Source organism: Candidatus Rokuibacteriota bacterium, from assembly GCA_030647435.1.
Taxonomy (GTDB): domain Bacteria; phylum Methylomirabilota; class Methylomirabilia; order Rokubacteriales; family CSP1-6; genus AR37.
Genome location: JAUSJX010000049.1, coordinates 1 through 2502, shown reverse-complemented (window position 1 = coordinate 2502; position 2502 = coordinate 1). Strand labels below are relative to the sequence as shown.

The window sequence follows — 2502 nt, the reverse complement described above, 5'->3', positions numbered from 1 at the left end:
CAGATAGTCGGGGGAGCCGCAGCCGTAGGCGAGGCGACCACACAGATAGTCGGGGGAGCCGCAGCCGTAGGCGAGGCGACCACACAGATAGTCGGGGGAGCCGCAGCCGCAGGCGAGGCGACCACCTCAATAGAAGGGGGATGATGAGTCCTATGGACCGATACGGTTACTGGAACAAGATCCTGCACGTGAACCTGGGCGAGCGGCGCACGTGGATCGAGGAGCCCGGCGACAGCTTCTTCCGGCGCTATGCCGGCGGGCGCGAGCTGATCGGCCACTATCTCCTTAAATATGTCCCGAAGGGCGCCGACCCGCTGGGCCCCGACAATATCCTGGTCATCGCCCCGGGCGTCATCACGGGCGCTCCCGTGCCCGGGGCGGGACGTCACAGCGTCGGCGCCAAGTCGCCGCTCACGGGCGGGTTCGGCGAATCCGAGTCCGGCGGCTACTGGGGGGCCGAGCTGAAGCGCGCGGGATGGGACGCGATCGTCTTCCACGGCGTCTCGCCCACGCCCGTCTATCTCTGGATCAACGACGGCGCGGTCGAGATCCGCGACGCCGGGCACCTCTGGGGACGCATCACCGGCGAGGTGGAGGAGGCTATCCATGCCGAGCTCGGCGATCCGCGCATCCGGATCGCCCAGATCGGCCCGGCCGGCGAGAACCTCGTGCGCTTCGCCTGCATCGCCAATGACCTCAACGAAGTAGCGGGGCGCACGGGGATGGGCGCCGTCATGGGCTCGAAGCGGCTCAAGGCCATCGCCGTCCGCGGCAAGATCCCCGTGAAGATCGCCGACCAGCCGGCGCTGCTCGGAGTCGCCAAGTGGGTTTCGGGCACCATGAACGAGAAGCACCGCGCCTTCCACGACTTCGGCACGGGCGCCGCCATGCAGGGCAAGAGCCTCGAGGGCGGCATGCCCGTCCTCAACTACCGCATGGGCGCCTCCGAGACGGTGGGCAAGGTCGACGCCATCGCCGTGCGCGACCAGGTGCGCGTCAGGATGGCGGCCTGCTACGCGTGCTCGGTGCGCTGCAAGAAAGTCGTTCACATCGAGGAGAAGGAAGAGACCGCCCGCGAGGCGTCGGAGACGCTCTACAAGGGGCGCGCGAAGGTCGCGTTCGATCCTCTCGGCCGGTACCGCGTCGACCCGCGCTACGGCGGGCCCGAGTACGAATCGCTCGCCGCCCTGGGCGTCAACCTCGGGCTCGACGACCTGATCGCCATCTGCAAGTCCAACGAAATGTGCAACTACCTCGGGATGGACACGGTGTCGCTGGGCGCCACGCTCGCGTGGGCGATGGAGTGCTTCGAGAAGGGCGTCCTGACGCTCGACGACACGGGCGGCGTGCCGCTCCGCTTCCACGACGCCGATGGTGTAGTCAAGCTGGTCGAGATGATCGCCTATCGCCGGGGCGTCGGCGATCTCCTGGCCGAGGGGTCGCAGCGCGCCGCCCAGCGGCTCGGCCGCGGCTCCGAGGCCTTCCTCACCACGGTGAAGGGCATGGAGATGGCGATGCACGACCCGCGGCACATGCCGGTGATGCGCGCGTCATACCTGCTCGCGCCGACGGGCGGGGACCACATGCGCCAGACGGGCAACCGCAACGGCCTGCGGAACCAGATCGGGCTCTGCCACTTCCTCGCCTACGAGGACGACCAGTCGCTGACGATACTCAAGGCCGTCACGGGCTGGGATATCACCCCCGAGGAGATGGTGACGACGGCCCACCGGGGACTGACGCTTGCCAGGCTCTTCAACCTGCGCGAGGGGTTCGGGCGCGCCGACGACCGGCTGCCGGTGCGGTTCACCGATCCCCTGCCCAAGCACGCCGGATTCAGCTCCGAGCAGCAGGACAAGATCGTCACCGACTACTACGTCGAGCAGGGTTGGGATGCGGTCACGGGCGTGCCCACGGCGGAGACCATCCGCGCGCTCGAGATCGAAGAGGACGCCGCCCGCGCGGTCGAGCGCTAGCAGCCGCGCGAGGGCTCAGGGGAAGGCCCGGAAGGTCCCCAGCATGGACGCGCGCGCCGACGGTCCGGGCGGCGAAAAGGGTACGACCACCGGCGTGACCCCCTCGGCCGCGAAGGCGCCGAGCCGCTCGCGGCAGACGTCGGCCGGGCCCACCGCGCCGAGCCCATCCAGCACGCGCTCGGAGATTCCCTTGACCGCTCCCGCGCGATCGCCGGATTTCCACGCGGCGTTCACCACCTCCACCTCCTCCGCGAAGCCGCACTCCGCGAAGAAGCGCCCGTAGGCGCCGACGATGGCTTAGCCCGTGACGTCCCGGGCGTGCGCCGCGCGCGCGTCTTCTCTCGGGTCGGTGACGCACGTCCTCACGGACACGGAGACGTCGACCTCCGCCAGGCTCCGTCCGGCCCGCTTGGCCCCGGCTTCGACGTGGCGCAGCGATGCAGGCACGGCGGAAGGCGGAATCCAGTTGAGGAGGACGCCGTCGGCGACCTCACCCGCCAGCTCGCACATCCTGGGCCCGAGCGCC

Annotated in this window: 3 protein-coding genes; 1 reads left to right on the top strand and 2 read right to left on the bottom strand. The window is 69.7% G+C overall.

All coding sequences use genetic code 11. The features are described from left to right. The first annotated feature begins 152 nt into the window (after positions 1 to 152). Positions 153 to 1976, top strand: coding sequence for an aldehyde ferredoxin oxidoreductase family protein (locus Q7W02_09330; protein MDO8476378.1), 1824 nt, complete (start codon positions 153 to 155; stop codon positions 1974 to 1976). A 15-nt stretch (positions 1977 to 1991) separates the two neighbouring features. On the opposite strand, the gene Q7W02_09325 is transcribed toward Q7W02_09330, so the two are convergent. Both Q7W02_09325 and Q7W02_09320 read right to left on the bottom strand, forming a co-directional pair. Further along, complete coding sequence (locus tag Q7W02_09325) at positions 1992 to 2210, bottom strand: hypothetical protein (protein MDO8476377.1); 219 nt, start codon at positions 2208 to 2210, stop codon at positions 1992 to 1994. 63 nt (positions 2211 to 2273) lie between these two features. Beyond that, positions 2274 to 2502 (bottom strand): LLM class flavin-dependent oxidoreductase (locus Q7W02_09320; GenBank protein ID MDO8476376.1); only part of this gene is annotated, 229 nt, incomplete at its 5' end.